Genomic DNA, 15,677 nt, shown 5'->3' with positions numbered 1-15,677 from the left:
ACACGGAATCAGTGGTTGTCGAGCGGTGGAGGAGACGACCCCCATTCCTTCCGCCGGGTGCCCTTAGGGTGCGCGTTGGTCGCTACGAAACCAAATCACCACCGTGATATCACCGCACGAGCTTGCTGTGATTGGCTGTGAGTTGGAAGGTCACTCTCGCAGGCCACGGCCATGCGGGATCAGGCGCGCCCTGGAGGCTTCGCGGCCTCACCTGCTGAGAGGAGTTCGATGATGCCGGCAGTTGGAACGCCACGCGCAGTCCTCGTCCTGGGGAGCCCTCGTAGTGGAACAACGATGATGGGTAGATATCTGGGGAGCTCGAAAAGAGTCTGCGACTTGGGCGAATTCAATGCCTTCTATTTTGCGCGCAAGATCGCGCCGCGCGAATTTGAGGGATTTCCCGGACGCTTCTTGAACGACTACCTTGACGATTTGCGAACACATGCGCTCGAATTCGCTCAGTCGGTGGCCGTAAAGGAAAGTTGCGAATTCTATCTGGACCATTCTCCGTGGAACCTGCTGCTTGGCAAAGACCTGGCAGGTGATGTTCCGGACGCGCTATTTGTTCTTATGCTACGACACCCGCGTGGAGTCGTGGAGAGCTTGCGGCGTTCGTTCGATGGTGGTCGCCCGTGGGCTGGTGAGGACGAAGCCGCAAGGGTAAATATCTGGCGCCGCTTCTATGGGAAAGCACTGGAGCTCCCCAGCGAAAGAACTGTAGCCGTGAGCTATGACGAACTCTGCGCGAACCCAGGACCTACCATTCGAGATCTCGAATGCCGGATAGCGGCGAAAGGATTCTCGCTAGGTGATCTGGACCCAGCGGTCCTGGCGAAGAGTCACGCCACCAACTCTGCCCACCAGCGTCCCGTTATTGCTCGCGTAGATTCCCGTGGTCGTCCCGAGTTTTCTTCGATTGCACATAATCGCGACGTCGATCGGCAGTGGCCACTAGATCCCGCCACGGCAGGGTTGCAAAGTGCCCTCACCGAAAAGTTTCAACTTTAGTTGCTCAAGCATTGCGTCCTACTGGAAGGCAAGCCCGTGCCCTCACCATTTCCCGGCTGACGGGCTGCCTTTGCTGGGCAGGGCTTGACGAACAATGTCCGGTACTCCGGAGACCGTGCGACACGGTCGCCTGTCTCGCGTGCTCATGGATCCCGTAGGGTCTGCTTCCATGCAGCGGCTGGTGATCTTCGACCTTGACAACACACTAGTTGATCGCCAAGGCCCCTTGTCAGACTGGGTTTCGGCCTTCTCCGCGCAGTACGCCCTGGACGACGATGCCCGACTGCATTTGCTCCATTTCGTGCGAGAGCGTGCCTGCCCTGAGACCTTCGAAGCGATCCGCAACCAGTACGGTCTCGCCCCTTCGGCTGCGGCGCTGTGGCGCGACTACTTGGGCCACATGGCTTGCTCGGCCACCTGCCCCGCTCACGTGCTCGAAGGGCTGTCCATACTTCGACGCGCCGGTTGGAAGATCGTCATCGCCACGAACGGTGCGAGCGACATCCAGACCGCGAAGGTGGCCGGCGCGGGTATCACCGATCACGTTGACGCGGTGTGCACCTCCGAGACCGCTGGTGTACGCAAGCCAGGAATAGCGATCTTCGAAAAGGCAGCGGCTGCCTGCGGTGCCGATCTTGCCCACGGTGGCTGGATGGTGGGCGACGGAGTGGACACCGACATCCGCGGCGGTAACGCGGCCGGACTACGCACTATCTGGATCAGCGGCGGTAGGTCATGGCCCGGTGGCGACATAGCCCCGGACCACTTCACCACCCACGTACGGCAGGCGATCGATCTGCTGCTCACCACCGTGAGCTGAGAGGACATCGTGATGGCTTCTGAATCGATCACTGTTGGGCTGCTGCACCCTGGCAGCATGGGCGCCGCTTTCGGCGCCCAGCTAGTCGGACAGAACGTGCGAGTGCTGTGGTGCACGGACGGCCGCAGCAGTCGGTCCCGGGCCCGCGCCGACAGCGCCGGTCTCGAAGGAGTGCAGGACCTCGGGCAACTGGTGGCGCGCGCCGATGTCCTGCTGTCTCTGTGTCCGCCCGCTGCCGCGGTGGATGTCGCACAGCACGTCGCAGCCGGCGGGTTCGATGGCCGGTTGTACATCGAAGCGAATGCGATCACGCCACACCGCGTCAGGACTATCGCAGAACTGCTTCCCGGCGCCGTTGTCGTTGACGGCGCGGTGGTCGGCTCCCCGCCGGTGGGAGGCAAGCAGCCCACGTTGTATCTGTCCGGAGACCCCCACGGCTGCGACAAGGCCACGGAACTGTTCGCCGCGACTGACGTGAAGACCAAAGTGCTGGGCGCCGAGGCGGGAGCGGCATCCGCACTGAAGCTGGCGTACTCCAGCTACCAGAAGGCCTCCCGCGTCCTGGCGGCGCTCGCCTACGGCGTCGCCGATGCCAGCGGCGTTGCCGACGAACTCCTCGAGATCGCCGGGAAACGGGGCGGCAGCTACCTGACGGAGACCGGCTACATTCCCAAGACAGCATCCCGGGCCTGGCGCTGGGGCCCGGAACTCGACGATGCCGCAGCCCTGTTGAGGGAAGTCGGGCTGCCAGATGACCTGATGCGTGCAGCCAGCCAAGTCCTCAGCCAGTGGTCGGACGCCCGAGAGCGCGAACTCACCATCGCCGAGGCACTCTCACTCCTGCACGTCGACCACGACTTCGGAGAGCACGACGAACCGTAGCGCCTCCCGGCGGTTCGCCCGCCGTCAAAGGCTGCGGCGAATCAGAAGATCAATCTCTTTCGCCGCCTCTGTGGGAGAAACTGTGTCGGTATCGAGCCGCAGGTCCCACGAGAACTCCGGGCTGGCCTTGATGTCCTTGGCCGTAGCGTCCCAGGCGGCCAGACGGGCCTGAGTGTCGCTGTCGTCGCGCCCCTTGGAGCGGACCTCGGTGCTCTCCCGCGAACACCACAGCAACACACTCGTCCACGAGGCCAGAAATCCGTCCACCACCGCCTCAAGGCCGGCAACCTGGCCGAGATGCAGGATAGGAATGCGCCCGTCCTGCATGGCCTCGACCAGGCCCGGACGGTCCACGAGGTAGATGTTGCCGTACCTGTCATTACGGTAGATGACGTCCCCGCGTTCCTCAATCTCTGTGAGCTGATCGGCGGAACCCATCCGATAGCCACGGGTACGGCCGCTACCGATCTTCAAACGCTCGAATGCGCCATAGGCAGGGTTGAGTTCGCACAGCGCCGCAGTGATCGTGTCCTTCCCCGATGTGGGTGGACCGTACAGCAGGATGCCCTGGTTCATGCGAACACCGTCCCGAAGATTTGCCGCACCTGATCAGTGAGCGATATTGCCGCTCCGAGACGGTTATCGACAACCAAATGCGGCACCGCTGGGCGTAGTTCCGGATCGAGCGTGGAGGCGTACTCGTCCCAGTTCTGCAACTTCCAGCTGTCGCGGGCCGCGGAACGAAAGCTGATGTACTCGTGCATGGTCTCCAGGTCGCACTGGATCCAGATGACCGCCACAGTCACGCCCCGCGCCTCGCAGCGGTTGATCAGCCGGCGCATCCACTGCACGTCGCTCACTTCAGCGACGAATGGCGCGGTGAGCACCGTGCTGATCGAGCAGTCGACGTTGGCGTAGGCGGTCTCCAGCAAGCACTGGTACTCCAAGGGCCGCACCTTCTCCCGATATACCGGGGAGTGGCGGTCATTGGGGTCGCTTCCCATCTCGACCAGTAGACGCTCAACGAGCGGACGGGTGATGGGGTCTTTGTCGAGGACCGGCCACCCGGTGAGCCGGGAAATGAACCGCGAGAACTCCGACTTCCCGCTTCCGGCGAATCCCCCCACCATCAACAGCGTGGGCCGATTCGGGTCACCGCCAGTGTGACGACGCTTCCATGCATCAATGATCCGCTGCTGAACTTCCTGACCATTGCTGTTGGTGCTGTCACCCGGAGCGATCTGCAACACCGCGCGCTCGACGGCCAGGACGTGGTCGCCGAGTGGCTCCACCCCGGCCGGGGTGAGCTTCAGCTGAGTCTGCTCACCCGGCAGCGCCTTCCGGAACCCCAACTCGGGTTCGGTGGCCCGGTAGAGAAGGCAGTAAGCCCGACGGTAATGAGGACCTGGGTAGACCTCGCCCTGTTCGTGTTGCCACAGCGTCTGAAAGTTCGCTGCCGGCACAGTGAGCCCGGCAGCGCGGGCCACTTCACGTAGCCGCTCACCGGCACCCTCAAGCGTCAGACCATGAGCTTCGCGCATGGCGCGAAGCTGGTCCGGACGCCACCCCGCGCGCCTCTTCGCCACGACTACCGCCTGCCCATTACTCACCATGATCGGGACTCTAAGTCTGCCCCGTGCGAACCCATGTGTAAGCGGATGTTGAAAAGTCACGTCGCCGGATGATGAGCGGCTTCACCAAGCACCAGTGATACTCCGCGGCACCGATCGCAGATGTGATGGGACCCACACCGGCGGAGCACTGGCCGGAGCCAAAGTTGAACACTCGGCAAGGGAGACGATCACAGTGTCGGGGCCGCGAACCACCGAGGTAGCTGCAACAACGTGGGGTCATCGCCGGTGCACGACGTGCCGGTGCCGCCTGAGCCGGTACAACAGCGACACCGTCTGTTCCGGCTGCAACCGCAGCAAGACAGCAGCTCTGCCAGCGCACCCCTCTGTCCCCGCCGAGGTCTGGACCCACCAAGACGTTAAAGACGCCCTACTTCAGCGGAACTTCGGCAGGCTCTGCCAACTGGTACGAGAACGCGGCCACCTCCGTCAGGAGGACATGGCCCTCCTGACGAGGCTGAGCCAGCCCTTCCTGTCGATGCTGGAGTCCGGGCAGCGGCGCCTCACCAACATCGACCGGATCATCGAGCTCCTGGACGGCCTGGACGCACCCGCCGAACTCACAGGACCGATGCTTCTTCCTGCCCAGCTCGCGCCGGCCCTGCCTCTCCAAGCAGTCTCCTGACCCCGGCACCTCAGAATGCGGAGCCCAAGACTTGGGCGACGCACACCACTGACGAACTGAGCAGTGGGCCCGAGGCAGAAGCGGCGTCGGGAACCAGCATCGACGCCCGCCGCCGCTTGGCCTGCGGCACGTCTATCTGCCGGCAGCCCTACCTGCCATCCCCCTTCGGATGGCGAGTTCCACGGGCGAGTAGCCGCCGTTGGCACGCTCCAACTGGAACGGAGCCGCGGGGTACAGCGGCGGCTGGGCAAGGAATCGCGGGGATGTCCCGCAGTGCGGCTGGGCAGCGTGCACCAGAAACGGATGACACAGATAGACGTCGCCCGCCTCGCCCGTGGCCAGGACCTGCGGCAGGTCTGCGGTCGCCTCGAACAAGCCGGTAGCCGCAAGATCGCCAGTGCTCATCCCATCCTCCCCGGCGGCCTCCAGACGTGAGGGGACGTCCAGGTGCGAGCCCACACGGATCCGAGTGGGAGCGTCGTTCTCCGCGGTGTCGGAGAACAGGAACAGCATGAGCAGCGCACGGCCGCGCGAGCGGACATTCACCCATGGAGGGCCACTCTTCGGCTCCTCGGGGTGGTAGCTGCCATCGATGTGCCAACCGTCGTCACCGGGGCTCCGAGGGTGGGGGAACCGAATCGGAATGGACCCGATGCTCTTGCGCGGTAGCCACCTGCCCGCCCCCACAAGCTGGTCGAATGCCCCCAGGAGCCGGGGAGTGTTCGCAGCAGTACGGAAGGGCTCCTGAGCGCAGGAACCCAGCCGGATCACCGGCTCCGTCCACGTCGCGGGATCGTTGGGGTCACAGCCCGTCTCCTGCCAGCAGATCGCACGGCACTCGGCCGCCACCTCAGTAGAAAACGCTCCCTCCACCCGCGTGAAGCCATTCCCGAGAAACTCTTCCACCTGTGTTGAGGAAAGCACTCTGCTGGACATGTCTACCCTTTGCCATGGGGACAAGTTCCCGGCCAGGAAAGCGGGTTGAGGACACGACTGTCGAATGAATATCGGCCTGAAGGCGGGGCTCGACGCGCCGCTTCTGGCACTCTTCCCGCATGAAGCAATGCGAGGTGCTGCTGATCGGAGGACGCGCCGGCGTCGGAAAGACGACGGTGGGATGGGAGATCTCTGCGCAGCTACGCACTGCGAAGGTCGCCCACGTGGTCCTGGAAGGAGACTTCCTCGGCCATGTACACCCAGCACCTGAAGGCGACCCACACCGCTCGGCCATCGTCGAACGCAACCTCGCTTCCATCTGGGGCAACTACGAGGAGCTCGGCTATCGCCGGCTCATCTACACGCACACCGCCAGCGTGCTGCCCGAGGCAGCCACCATGTTCAAGCGCGTCATGGGAACAGAACCGAGGCTCGTACGGGTCCTGCTCACCGCATCCGACACCACAGCCCACGAACGCCTGGCTGGCCGGGAACTCGGCTCGGAGCTCGAGAAGGAGCGCGAACGCAGCGCCTACAAGGCGCGGCTCCTTGACGAGCACGCACCGGCGGACACCGTGCGGGTGATGACCGACGGCCGATCCGTCCTCCAGATCGCAAGCGAGGTACTAGCCACCACCGGGTGGACCTTGCCAGATGCGCGCCAGAAATCCGTCGCGCAGACCCACGTACTTCCCTCACCCTGACCGAATGCCGAACATCATCACCCCGCGCCTTCAGTACAGCGCCACGGCCGTGCGCCCACGCTGGGACGATCTTCCACAGCACATCCGCAGGCTCATCTCGCGACGCCTGGGCGGTGTGGTGGACGCAGGGCCGAGCGCCGGAAGCGGGTTCACCAGCGGCTTCGCCGCCGTGCTCCGTGGACCTGGCGAGTCCGAGTTCGTCAAGGCGGTCAACGCCAACGACAACGCGGTGATCGCCGACTGCTACCAGCGCGAGGCATTGATCAACCAGGCCCTGCCGATCAAGGTTCCGGCCCCCCGCCTGCGGTGGACCCAGGAGACGGAAGACGGATGGATCGTCCTTGGCTTCGACGCGGTCGATGGCGGACGCATGCCCGCCGCTCCCTGGAAGCCTGACGAGCTTGCCTCGACCCTCGACGCCTGCACGATCAAGGCCGAGGCGCTCTCCGCGCCCTCGGCGGCACTCCAGAAGGTCGGGCTCAAGGCGATTGGTGACGGCACTGACTTCGCGCACTGGCGTGACCTCACCGGCGGCGCCACGAGCCCGAGCATCCTGCCGGAATGGGTGCCGACCGACAGGCTCGACGCCCTGGCCGAACTGGAATCCCACTGGCGACAAGCCGTGGCCGGCGATGCAGTCCTCCACCATGACCTACGTCAGGACAACGTCCTGATCGACACGGGAGGCGCTGCCTGGATCTGCGACTGGAACTGGCCCTGCCTCGGAGCGAGTTGGTTTGACCTCGTACTACTCCTGGCCACCGCACGCGCCGACGGCCACGACGCCACCACTCTCTTCGCAGAGCACCCCACCGCCCACGGAGTCGATGGCGAGCAGCTCGACGCGGCTCTGGCCGCCCTCGCGGGCTTCTTCATCGTCTCCGGCGCACAGCCCCCGGCGGACTGGTCGCCCCACATTCGCCAGCACCAGACCTGGTGCGGCGAGGTCACTATGCGCTGGCTGGCAACCCGGCGCGACTGGAAGCTCTGATCGGAAGACGTTCGCTGACAACAACCGCCGAGCCCAGGTTGTCAGCTCCCCCCGCCAACCGATCTCTCAAGGCTGCTGGATGCTCGAAGGGCCCCTCCTGGTCCCGTCCGAAGAGAGGCAGAGGTCCATGACTCACCTGATCGAATCACCCCACACCGGTGACGCCGCAGCGATCAGCCAGATCCAGCTGAAAGCCTGGCTCCAGACATACCCCAACAAAGAGGCCGGGATCGACGAAGCGTGGATCAGAGACCACCGTGGCTCCACGACCACCGCTGAGGGCATTGCCCAGTGGCGGGAGTTCATTCAGGAAGCGAATAACCAGCCAGATCGGCTCTTCTGCCGTACCGTTCGCTCCACGGTAGAGATCGTCGGGCTCATGTGCGGCCGCAGAGACGAGTGGGTCACTCTCGGACCCATGTACCTCCTGAACGAAGCGCAAGGCCACGGCACCGGAAGCCAGCTGATGAGCGAGTTCCTCGACTGGGCAGAGGACGCACCCATACGCCTGTGGGTGACGGCCTACAACGAGCGGGCCATCCGCTTCTACGAACGCTACGGCTTCACGCCCACCGGCGAGCAAGAGCTCTGGAAAGGAAGATTGCCGAACATACGCATGGCCCGCGGCGCTGCCGCGACGTGAAGCGCCGCAAAAATCAGGAGCGAGCCGACGAATAACCCAATTACGCTGCCGGGCATGTCCAGCCCCCTGCGTGTGCGCTTCGCCCCCTCGCCGACCGGTATGTTCCACGTTGGCGGTGCCCGCTCCGCCCTCTACAACTGGGTACTGGCACGACAGCAGCAGGGGGGCCGCTTCGTCCTGCGCATCGAGGACACCGACACCGAACGCAACCGGCCCGAATGGGTAGACGGCATCATCAGCGCGCTCACAGCAATCGGCATCAGCGACAAGGATCCCGCCTTCGAAGGCCCGTACTTCCAGTCACGTAACGCCGATGCCCACCGGGAAGCGGCCAGCCGCATCCGTGATGTCGGCCGCGCATACTACTGCGACTGCACCCGAGACCAGGTCATCGCACGCACCGGCTCGCAGCACCTGGGGTACGACGGGTTCTGCCGCAACCGTGGCATGGCTCTCGAACCAGGACGAGCCCTGCGCTTCCAGACCCCAGACGAAGGCATGACGGTCGTCGACGATGTTGTCCGGGGACGCACCGAGTTCCCCAATCACGCCATTGAGGACTTCGTGATCGCCCGCGGTGACGGAACCCCCGTGTTCATCTTGGCCAACACCGTGGACGACATCCAGGAGCGCATCACCCACGTCATCCGCGGCGAGGAACACCTGTCGAATACCCCGAAGCAGCAGCTGCTGTGGGAGGCACTCGGTGCCGCGCCGCCTGTGTGGGGGCATTTGCCGGTGATCGTGAACGAGAAGCGGCAGAAGCTGTCCAAGCGCCGCGACAAGGTCGCGCTCGAGGACTACCTGGCTGAGGGCTACCTGCCCGAAGCGATGGTCAACTATCTGATGCTGCTCGGCTGGGGGCCAGGCGACAACGTCGAGATCCTCCCCTATGAGGAACTCGAAGCCCTGTTCCGGCTTGAGGACGTCACCAAGTCCTCCGCGTTCTTCGACGTGAAGAAACTCGCCGCGTTCAACGGCGAGTACCTTCGCAACCTCACCGCGGAAGACTTCATCACCGCATGCAGGCCATGGCTGCAGGCTCCGCACGCCCCCTGGGACATGGGCGACTTCGACGAGACGGTATTCCGGTCGGTGGCCGGCCTGGCGCACACCCGGCTGACAGTGCTGGGCGAGATCACCAAGTACGTGGACTGGCTGTTCCTCGATCAGCCGCCGTATGACGAGGCGTCCTTGGCGAAGGCCATGAAGCCGGGTGCGGACTCGATCCTGCGCTCGGCCCGGGACCGCTGGGCCGACACGGAGTGGACCGCAGACGCGCTGAAAGCAGGGCTGGAGGAGACTGCCGCTGAGCACGGGCTCAAGCTCGGTAAGGCGCAAGCCCCAGTGCGAGTCGCGGTGACAGGCCGAACCGTCGGACTGCCACTGTTCGAGTCAGTCGCGGTCCTTGGCCGCGAACGGGCACTGACCCGCATCGACACCGCGATCAGACAGGCCGTGGGCCACTCGCCCGCCTGAAGATCACAGGATCGGCTTCATCGGGCGGTGGGGCCACAGCCGTCAGGGCCATGGGGACGGCGAAGCAGCTTCGCCGTCCCCATGGCCCTCACGGCTCTCGGGGCACCCCGCCGTGGCGGAGACGGTGGTCAGGTTCCCACAACGCGGTGCGGTTGGAATCCCAACGCACCGCCGACATGGCCGAGTCGAGGGAGAACCAGCCGTACTCGGTGTGCTCGCTGGACAACACCAACTCCATTGAGTCGGCTCGGACACCGAACGCGTACTCGGGAATCACCAGGACGTCAGGCCCCCATGTGAACCCACCCGTGACGTGCAGCACCGGGGCTGTCGCCTGCGAGTCAAGCGAGATGAATCTCGGGCGCCGCAGGCCTGTCTCCTCGGACAACTCTCGCCTGGCAGCCTGCAATGGTGCTTCTCCCGCTTCACCACCACCAGCCACACCCTGCCAGGAGGCGCCGTCCAGGCGACGGAACAAGGCGTAGAGCAGCTCTCCCTCAGTCTGCCGGTACGGCAGCACCACCACCTGGAACGGAGCGCGACCCTGCACAGCTTCAGCCATCGCTCCACGGTAGAGCCGACGAGCCGCCTACGGTGTCGATCGGGGTCACCGCAGCCGTCCCCGCCAGTCATGGAGTTCCACTGCGCCGATACCCGATCCACAGTCGTCCGCCAGCAGGGGCCAGGACGTCTTCAACGACGCCAGCAAGGGCTTCGGTCTGCCCGTTCAACGCCTCACGGACAGCGTGGTGCAGGCGCGCATTGAGGCCAGGTGCCGTGTCATCGAGGCGACGTGCCAGCCACTTCCCGCCACCACCCCATGACCCGCCGAGTGCCAGCGCCAGTTCGCCTGTCCGTCTCGCCAGCTCTGAGGCGATGAACAGCCGCTCACCCTGATCGGTACACCCAGCGAGATCGTCCAGGAGATCCGTGATCGAATAGCGGAAGTCCTCGATCTCCTCCGCTGTCGCCGCAGGTGGACCCGCGAGGGCCAGCTTCCTGGCTTCGGCAGCCAGACGCTCACCGAGCCCATCCACGTCGAAGAGCAGCTTGCCGTCCGCGCACATCCACAGCAGTGGGGACCGGCGCTTGCGAATTTCCCGGTCCACGAATGCGTGCCAGGTCTCTTCGGTGTGCACGAAGAGCTCCACGGGCCAGTCCCCGTACTGAAGGCTCTCTCTGTACGGAGCCGGCAGACCGTGCAACAACACCACGATGTCCAAGTCGGACAAGGCCGTGCGGTGCTCCGTCAGCACGCTGCCCCCCAGAAACGCCGCTAGAGCGGCAGGATGACGTTCCTCTACAACGGCGCGGGCAACGACAACCGGATCCATGCAGCCACTATCGGTATCCAGGACGCGTCACGCATGAGGTTTGTTCAATCGCTCGGGTGAGCGTCGTGCGCCATGCCCGATGTGCGCACGGGTCGGCCGCCAAAACGGGTGCCCACCTCACGCTGCAGCTCGCCCGGCACGTGCTCGTGGCTGCCATGCTCCTACGCGACCGCGACACCGGCACGGACCACCACCGCTTCGGCGGAAGCCGCTGGGATGCATGGGCCACAAGACTCACCTCAGCACCTGCCCCGTACAACCGCTACGGCATCACCGCGGCCATTCGGTACTACACCGATGCGCTTGAAGAGGTTCTGACCGACTGGGATGCGGAGCTCCGCAGTGACAACCAGCCGCTGGTTACACTCCTGGACGCCGTGGACGAGCAGCCCGCAGCTCGTCAGACGGCATGAGCTGCGACAACCACTGCCGTCTCGGCGAAGAAGAAGTCCCCAGCATCGGCCGCCTGTTGAACCGCGTCGTACCACTTGTCGATCTCGTCCAGCCCCACCGTGCCGTGTCCTCGTCTGGCGGTGGACCGCAACGCTCCCCGGATATCACCGACACGCCGGGCTGCGTGGCCGGTCAATTCAGTCGAGGACGTCACCACGGTCTCCACATGCGTCCGGACAAGCGGTGATGCGTGGACCAAGCCGGGCAGCTTGCGACCGATCCTGCCGTCAGAGCTATCCATCCACGGTGGAGCGTCGTCGGCGAAGGCGTGGCCGACCCTGCGGTCCAGGTCGACAGGGACACCGGAGATCACGATCGCGTCGAAGTCCGAATGGGACAAGACCGCCCGGCCGCCTGGCCACAGCACTCGCCAGATCTCTTTCAGTAGTTGCGCCGGGTCGGGCAGGCACTCCAGAAGGTTGGACGAGATCACCGCATCCACGCTCGCCTCGGCAAGCGGCAGCTTCTCTCGCAGATCTACGGAAGCTAACTCCACGATGCCTGAACGGTGTTGCAGCCGCTCGCGGGCCGTGTCCAACGCCTGCTCAGAGCGGTCGAGACCTGTGAGGTGCGCCTGCGGAAAGCGTCTCGCGAAGGCTGCCAGGGCCGGGCCCGCGCCACAGCCCAGGTCAACCACCCGGCCCCGTTCCGGAAGCCCGGACAGTTCTATGAAACGGTTGTGCAGCGTCTCGTTGGTCTCTGGCACGCAGGTCTCCTTCTCGTACCGCGCAGTGATACATGTACGCGTCAGATGCCACACACCATAGGCCGCTGTGATGCTCCCCTATGCCGGAGTTTGAGGCGGTCCGGATGGCAAGATCAACGCCGACAGGGAGAGGTTTCGTATGCGTCCAGTGGTGCATCTTGTGGGTTGTGGAACACGCCCTACCGGGGATCTCCCCGACTTCGCGTCCGCGCTGCGGGCGGCCGGATGGGATCCGTGCATCGTCCCCAGTCCGGTGGGGCGTCGATTCCTGGACATTGGCCATGCCGAACAGTGCTCGGGGCAGGCGGTGCGCTGGGACTTCGACCCAGATGACCCTGTGGCACTACCGCAGGCAGACGCGGTCGTTGTCGCGCCGGCAACGTTCAACACGATCACCAAGCTCGCCGCGGGGATCGCTGACACTCTGGCCCTCGCGGTGACTGCCGAGGCTGTAGGGGCTCAGGTCCCGGTGGTCGCGGTGCCGTGGACGAACTCCAGCCTGGCGGGACATCCGCTGTACGAACCTTCCCTGCAGTCCCTGCTCGAGTGGGGTGTGCGCATACTGCCAGCCGATCAATCGGATCCCTTCCCGTGGAAGTCACTGCACGGCGTACTCGAGCGAATCCACAATGACTTCGTTCACACGGCAGCGGACAGCACGACTTCCTCATAGGCGAGTCGAGCTCGACCGTCTGCGCATCAGGCTCCGCAGACGCGGTGCGTCGGAATTGCGCAATGGGTGGATGCGGAGCCGGGCGCATCCGTGGTGCCGTGGTGCAGACAGACCCTCACCGGTTAGGCGACGGAGGGCTGAGGAACTGCCCTCCGCCGCCAGCGGCCCGACCCGGGCGACGGGTCATACCCCGCCCAGTCAAGGCCGCTGGGCTGCGGCCGGTACGTCGTCTCGGCCCGATGGCTGGGAAGAAACGGCTGCAGCACGCGGTGGACGCACGGTCCTGATCGCGCTGTGAAGTACCGGCGCAAGACGGCAGCACGCAAGAGTGGGGGCGGCTTCGGTACCGCGATCTCGGCCCACACGCGCTTGCCGCGCTCGACGTGCTGCCAGCCAGTACTGGCGGCGAGAGCGCCGACGAGTTCCATGCCACGGCCGTGCTCCTCCCCGACACCTGCCTCGTGTGCCAGCGGGGCATCACTGCTGGTATCGAGGACCTCGATCAGGAGGCGACCGGGCTGGTGATACAGCGAGACAGTTACCGCCCCGGTGGTGTGGACGACCGCGTTGGTGACCAGTTCGGATGCCACAACACCGACAGTGCAGGCAGTGTCGTCGTCCAGGGGGACGCCCCACGCCCGGGTCTTCTCAACGATCGCGCGCCGGGCAGCAGGAACCTCGCTGCTGGTGCCCGTGATGTCGAAGCGGGTGACGAGCGTAGGCATGGCGGGCATGGCGGACGCCTCCGAAAGGGACGAGGGCGGCCCCGTCCCCGACGGGGGACACGGGGGCGGGACCGCCGATCTGGCAGCCAACCGGAGCAGAAACGCTGCGGTTCTCTCGCTCCGGGCCGGCAGAACATAAGTCAACGCCGTGACCCGGGCCCCATGTGACTCCAGCCAGTGACTCCAAGATGGAGTCACCGCGTCCTCATGGGTCATAACCTCGAAATACACTAAGAGGGGGCACTTTTGAAGGGCCGACAGCAGCAGGATCTACGCGAGGTCGTCGCCGGGCTGCTCGGTGATCCACGCCTGCTTGCCGCGTGTGCGGAGCGCGACATGGGGGCCCTGTTCCGGCTGCTCAACCACCGCGGCGTCAGCACCCGCCGCATCGCGGCAGCGGTGGACATCACGCAGGGGCGACTCTACGACTACATGAACGGCAAGAGCCGAGTGGAGAAGCTCTCGGTCTTCGAGCAGATCGCCGACGCCCTCCAGATTCCCGGCCACCTGCTCGGGCTCGCGCGCCGCTCATGGGAACCCCAAGCCCCGACACCGCAGAAGTCTGTGGAGATACCGCCGAACGGTGACGACCTGGCCGCCATGGATGCGTTCCGCGATGCAGACCGGCAAGCGGGCGGCGGCCGGCTGTACGGAGCCGTCGTCCGCCATCTGCACAACGACGTTGGACCGCGGCTCGTCGATGCCCGCTCTGGGCTTCAGATCTTCGCGGCCGCCGCGGCCTTCACCGAAATGGCCGGCTGGATGGCCCATGACACAGGACGCGATGAACTCGCCCAGCAGCACTTCGACCGTTCCCTGCCCCTCGCCCGGACCTCGGGCGACCTGACCTTGGCGGCCAACATCGCGGCGAGCAGCAGCCATCTCGCCCTCCAGACAGGTGATCCGGCCCAGGCGGCGCACTTGGCTCGGACCGGCCTCGAAAATTTGGCCCACGGTCGGCGGATCCCGTCGCTGACCGCAAGGCTGCACACCATGCATGCCCGGGCCCTCGCCGCCACGCAGCAGCACGACTCCGCGGTGCGCGCACTCGACACGGCCCACACGGTTCTCGGAACATCGGTGGAGGCAGAACATCCGTGGATCAGCCCGTTCGACGCCGCCGCGCTCGCGAGTGAAGCCGCCCTGGTCATGCGGGACCTGGAAAGGTACGCCGAGGCTCTCGCCCATGCGGAGCAGGCAATCAGTCTCCGGGAGAACGGCCGGGCACGGTCACTGGCACTGAGCCGCATCACCCTCGTCGGCATCCACGTCCACCGCGCCGACCTCGACGCCGCCGTCCACTTCGGGCTCACGCTGCTGACGATGAGCCCCAACCTCAGCTCCATCCGAGTCGTCCACCAACTCGACGAACTGCGCGCCATGCTGGAGCTCCACCGGGATTACCCACCCGTGCGTGACTTCCTGGCTCGATTCGATGACGCGGCACGGGCCAGAATGCTGTTGCTGGCCGACATCATCACGCCCCACAGCGGAGGCACCCTTCCATGAGGCCCACACCCGCAGACCCAGCCGCCTGGAACGCCTACCTGGCCGAGGGCAACGCCACCCAGGCCCGCAAGCGCGTCTCCGCCGATGTCCTGCTGCGCAATGGCCAAGGCCACGTTCTGCTGGTGAACCCCACGTACAAGCCCGCATGGGATCTGCCCGGCGGCATGGTCGAGGCCAACGAACCTCCCGAGGAGGCAGCAGTCCGAGAGCTGAAGGAGGAGCTGGGACTCCACGTCACTCTGCGGGGGGAGTTGGTCGTGGACTGGGTGGGGCCGCACGGGCCGTGGGACGACCAGCTGGCGTTCATCTTCGACGGCGGCATCATCGACGAAGAAGCGGCTGGCGCGCTGCGGCCGCAGGACGAAGAGCTTGCCGAGCTCGCGTTCTTCTCCCCCACGGAAGCCGGAACACTGTTGCGGCCACGGCTTACCCGCCGCTTCGAAGCAGCTCTCGCCGCCCTCTCAGACGGTCGGCCACGCTACCTCCGCAACGGCGCCTCCCCCTGGTAGCCCTGCCGTGCTCCTCGTCCGCAGGTGGTCTCTCTCGCAGTTCCCGAGT

General features: G+C 65.3%; 19 protein-coding genes. 12 read left to right on the top strand and 7 right to left on the bottom strand.

The features are described from left to right. The first annotated feature begins 171 nt into the window (after positions 1-171). The 3 genes from Q5762_RS14385 to Q5762_RS14375 all read left to right on the top strand — a co-directional run bounded on the left by Q5762_RS14385 (position 172) and on the right by Q5762_RS14375 (position 2,710). Positions 172-1,008: a sulfotransferase gene (locus Q5762_RS14385; RefSeq protein ID WP_315892460.1), complete on the top strand. Its 837-nt coding sequence runs from the start codon at positions 172-174 to the stop codon at positions 1,006-1,008. A 169-nt stretch (positions 1,009-1,177) separates the two neighbouring features. Then, a complete protein-coding gene (locus tag Q5762_RS14380; RefSeq protein WP_315892459.1) occupies positions 1,178-1,828 on the top strand; it encodes an HAD family hydrolase in 651 nt (216 codons plus the stop codon). A 12-nt stretch (positions 1,829-1,840) separates the two neighbouring features. Beyond that, entirely contained in the window at positions 1,841-2,710 is an 870-nt protein-coding gene (locus Q5762_RS14375) for a DUF1932 domain-containing protein (protein WP_315892458.1), read from the top strand. A 24-nt stretch (positions 2,711-2,734) separates the two neighbouring features. On the opposite strand, the gene Q5762_RS14370 is transcribed toward Q5762_RS14375, so the two are convergent. Together Q5762_RS14370 and Q5762_RS14365 are read right to left on the bottom strand one after the other, a co-directional pair. Next, positions 2,735-3,286, bottom strand: coding sequence for a guanylate kinase (locus Q5762_RS14370; protein WP_315892457.1), 552 nt, complete (start codon positions 3,284-3,286; stop codon positions 2,735-2,737). Beyond that, entirely contained in the window at positions 3,283-4,323 is a 1,041-nt protein-coding gene (locus Q5762_RS14365) for an AAA family ATPase (RefSeq protein WP_315892456.1), read from the bottom strand. Before Q5762_RS14365 ends, Q5762_RS14370 begins: the two co-directional genes overlap by 4 nt. Before the next feature lie 421 nt (positions 4,324-4,744). Between Q5762_RS14365 and Q5762_RS14360 the strand changes: the two genes are divergently transcribed. Continuing rightward, positions 4,745-4,966, top strand: coding sequence for a helix-turn-helix transcriptional regulator (locus Q5762_RS14360; protein ID WP_315892622.1), 222 nt, complete (start codon positions 4,745-4,747; stop codon positions 4,964-4,966). Between the two features lie 132 nt (positions 4,967-5,098). Here Q5762_RS14360 and Q5762_RS14355 read toward each other — a convergent pair whose 3' ends face one another. After that, positions 5,099-5,902 (bottom strand): phytanoyl-CoA dioxygenase family protein, encoded by an 804-nt coding sequence (locus Q5762_RS14355; protein WP_315892455.1) that lies wholly within the window; start codon positions 5,900-5,902, stop codon positions 5,099-5,101. A gap of 119 nt (positions 5,903-6,021) precedes the next feature. Between Q5762_RS14355 and Q5762_RS14350 the strand changes: the two genes are divergently transcribed. From Q5762_RS14350 to gltX, 4 genes are all read left to right on the top strand, one after another. After that, positions 6,022-6,606, top strand: a complete 585-nt coding sequence (locus Q5762_RS14350; RefSeq protein ID WP_315892454.1) for a hypothetical protein — start codon at positions 6,022-6,024, stop codon at positions 6,604-6,606. Between the two features lie 4 nt (positions 6,607-6,610). Then, entirely contained in the window at positions 6,611-7,597 is a 987-nt protein-coding gene (locus Q5762_RS14345; RefSeq protein ID WP_315892453.1) for a phosphotransferase, read from the top strand. 127 nt (positions 7,598-7,724) lie between these two features. Beyond that, complete coding sequence (locus Q5762_RS14340; RefSeq protein WP_315892452.1) at positions 7,725-8,240, top strand: GNAT family N-acetyltransferase; 516 nt, start codon at positions 7,725-7,727, stop codon at positions 8,238-8,240. A 99-nt stretch (positions 8,241-8,339) separates the two neighbouring features. Next, positions 8,340-9,719, top strand: coding sequence for a glutamate--tRNA ligase (gene gltX, locus Q5762_RS14335; RefSeq protein ID WP_315892621.1), 1,380 nt, complete (start codon positions 8,340-8,342; stop codon positions 9,717-9,719). An 88-nt stretch (positions 9,720-9,807) separates the two neighbouring features. Here the strand turns inward: gltX and Q5762_RS14330 are convergent, their stop codons facing one another. Further along, the gene (locus Q5762_RS14330) at positions 9,808-10,281 is read right to left on the bottom strand and encodes an NUDIX domain-containing protein (protein WP_315892451.1); all 474 of its coding nucleotides are present in this window, start codon (positions 10,279-10,281) and stop codon (positions 9,808-9,810) included. Positions 10,282-10,348: 67 nt separating this feature from the next. Next, on the bottom strand, positions 10,349-11,053 hold the full coding sequence (locus Q5762_RS14325) for a nucleotidyltransferase domain-containing protein (RefSeq protein WP_315892450.1): 705 nt from the start codon (positions 11,051-11,053) through the stop codon (positions 10,349-10,351). 56 nt (positions 11,054-11,109) lie between these two features. On the opposite strand from Q5762_RS14325, the gene Q5762_RS14320 reads away from it, so the two are divergent. Next, positions 11,110-11,466: a hypothetical protein gene (locus tag Q5762_RS14320; RefSeq protein WP_315892449.1), complete on the top strand. Its 357-nt coding sequence runs from the start codon at positions 11,110-11,112 to the stop codon at positions 11,464-11,466. Here Q5762_RS14320 and Q5762_RS14315 read toward each other — a convergent pair. Further along, on the bottom strand, positions 11,454-12,212 hold the full coding sequence (locus Q5762_RS14315) for a methyltransferase domain-containing protein (RefSeq protein ID WP_399495139.1): 759 nt from the start codon (positions 12,210-12,212) through the stop codon (positions 11,454-11,456). The genes Q5762_RS14320 and Q5762_RS14315 overlap by 13 nt on opposite strands. Before the next feature lie 139 nt (positions 12,213-12,351). On the opposite strand from Q5762_RS14315, the gene Q5762_RS14310 reads away from it, so the two are divergent. Continuing rightward, a complete protein-coding gene (locus Q5762_RS14310) occupies positions 12,352-12,885 on the top strand; it encodes a flavoprotein (RefSeq protein ID WP_315892447.1) in 534 nt (177 codons plus the stop codon). Between the two features lie 122 nt (positions 12,886-13,007). Here Q5762_RS14310 and Q5762_RS14305 read toward each other — a convergent pair whose 3' ends face one another. Further along, entirely contained in the window at positions 13,008-13,610 is a 603-nt protein-coding gene (locus tag Q5762_RS14305; RefSeq protein ID WP_315892446.1) for an ATP-binding protein, read from the bottom strand. A gap of 246 nt (positions 13,611-13,856) precedes the next feature. On the opposite strand from Q5762_RS14305, the gene Q5762_RS14300 reads away from it, so the two are divergent. Further along, positions 13,857-15,119 carry a helix-turn-helix transcriptional regulator gene (locus tag Q5762_RS14300; RefSeq protein ID WP_315892445.1) on the top strand — a complete coding sequence of 421 codons (1,263 nt, stop codon included), beginning with the start codon at positions 13,857-13,859 and terminating at the stop codon, positions 15,117-15,119. Next, positions 15,116-15,628, top strand: coding sequence for an NUDIX hydrolase (locus Q5762_RS14295; RefSeq protein ID WP_315892444.1), 513 nt, complete (start codon positions 15,116-15,118; stop codon positions 15,626-15,628). Before Q5762_RS14300 ends, Q5762_RS14295 begins: the two co-directional genes overlap by 4 nt. Positions 15,629-15,677 lie beyond the last annotated feature (49 nt).

Origin of the sequence: Streptomyces sp. P9(2023) (assembly GCF_032436795.1) — a bacterium.
Classification (GTDB): domain Bacteria; phylum Actinomycetota; class Actinomycetes; order Streptomycetales; family Streptomycetaceae; genus Streptomyces.
Note: the sequence above shows the minus strand (reverse complement) of the source record. Positions and strands in the feature narration are given on the sequence as shown.

Bases quoted from the DNA above. Each gene is read 5' to 3' on its own strand.
- Q5762_RS14385 (WP_315892460.1), top strand. From the start codon at position 172: ATGCGGGATCAGGCGCGCCCTGGAGGCTTCGCGGCCTCACCTGCTGAG.
- Q5762_RS14380 (WP_315892459.1), top strand. From the start codon at position 1,178: ATGCAGCGGCTGGTGATCTTCGACCTTGACAACACACTAGTTGATCGC.
- Q5762_RS14375 (WP_315892458.1), top strand. From the start codon at position 1,841: ATGGCTTCTGAATCGATCACTGTTGGGCTGCTGCACCCTGGCAGCATG.
- Q5762_RS14370 (WP_315892457.1), bottom strand. From the start codon at position 3,286: ATGAACCAGGGCATCCTGCTGTACGGTCCACCCACATCGGGGAAGGAC.
- Q5762_RS14365 (WP_315892456.1), bottom strand. From the start codon at position 4,323: ATGGTGAGTAATGGGCAGGCGGTAGTCGTGGCGAAGAGGCGCGCGGGG.
- Q5762_RS14355 (WP_315892455.1), bottom strand. From the start codon at position 5,902: ATGTCCAGCAGAGTGCTTTCCTCAACACAGGTGGAAGAGTTTCTCGGG.
- Q5762_RS14350 (WP_315892454.1), top strand. From the start codon at position 6,022: ATGAAGCAATGCGAGGTGCTGCTGATCGGAGGACGCGCCGGCGTCGGA.
- Q5762_RS14345 (WP_315892453.1), top strand. From the start codon at position 6,611: ATGCCGAACATCATCACCCCGCGCCTTCAGTACAGCGCCACGGCCGTG.
- Q5762_RS14340 (WP_315892452.1), top strand. From the start codon at position 7,725: ATGACTCACCTGATCGAATCACCCCACACCGGTGACGCCGCAGCGATC.
- gltX (WP_315892621.1), top strand. From the start codon at position 8,340: ATGTTCCACGTTGGCGGTGCCCGCTCCGCCCTCTACAACTGGGTACTG.
- Q5762_RS14330 (WP_315892451.1), bottom strand. From the start codon at position 10,281: ATGGCTGAAGCTGTGCAGGGTCGCGCTCCGTTCCAGGTGGTGGTGCTG.
- Q5762_RS14325 (WP_315892450.1), bottom strand. From the start codon at position 11,053: ATGGATCCGGTTGTCGTTGCCCGCGCCGTTGTAGAGGAACGTCATCCT.
- Q5762_RS14310 (WP_315892447.1), top strand. From the start codon at position 12,352: ATGCGTCCAGTGGTGCATCTTGTGGGTTGTGGAACACGCCCTACCGGG.
- Q5762_RS14305 (WP_315892446.1), bottom strand. From the start codon at position 13,610: ATGCCTACGCTCGTCACCCGCTTCGACATCACGGGCACCAGCAGCGAG.
- Q5762_RS14295 (WP_315892444.1), top strand. From the start codon at position 15,116: ATGAGGCCCACACCCGCAGACCCAGCCGCCTGGAACGCCTACCTGGCC.